1 pseudogene is annotated in these 423 nt (G+C 68.3%); it reads right to left on the bottom strand.

The annotated features are described in order from the left end of the window. Window positions 1-135 precede the first annotated feature (135 nt). Window positions 136-423: pseudogene (locus G3I71_RS48385) on the bottom strand (hypothetical protein); the annotation flags it as partial.

The following is a 423-nucleotide window of genomic DNA, read 5'->3' as shown; positions in this document are numbered from 1 at the left end:
GTCGCAGGTCTCCGGTCGGCGTCCAGCTGAGTGCGGGGGCATGCGCATGCCCCCGGCGTGCGGAACGGGCCGACCGTCGGTACAGCGCCGCCGCGGTCGGCGGCGCTGTCGGCTCCTACGGCCGGAGGCGACGGATCAGCCGCACCGGATCGGTCCGGTGTTGAGGTTGTATTTCACTCCGCCCCGGACCAGCGAGCCGCTCACCCGGATGCATTGCCCCGCCGAGTGGAACCAGGTGTACAGCGGTCCGGCGTAGTAGTGCAGGTTGGCCGGATGGTCCTTGGGCGGGTCGATGGAGTAGTCGCCGCCCTCGTCGAAGAGCGCAAGGGTGATGTGCGAGGCGAGGCCGTCGTAGGGACTGGACCAGAACTTCACGCAGTTCTTCTTGGTCGAACCGTTCCAATAGGTGCGCGCGTAGCCGCC

Source organism: Streptomyces sp. SID12501 (assembly GCF_010550245.1).
In the GTDB taxonomy this organism is placed as follows: Bacteria; Actinomycetota; Actinomycetes; order Streptomycetales; family Streptomycetaceae; genus Streptomyces.
The sequence above is the reverse complement of the archived record's forward strand: the minus strand, read 5'-3'. Positions and strand labels throughout refer to the sequence as shown.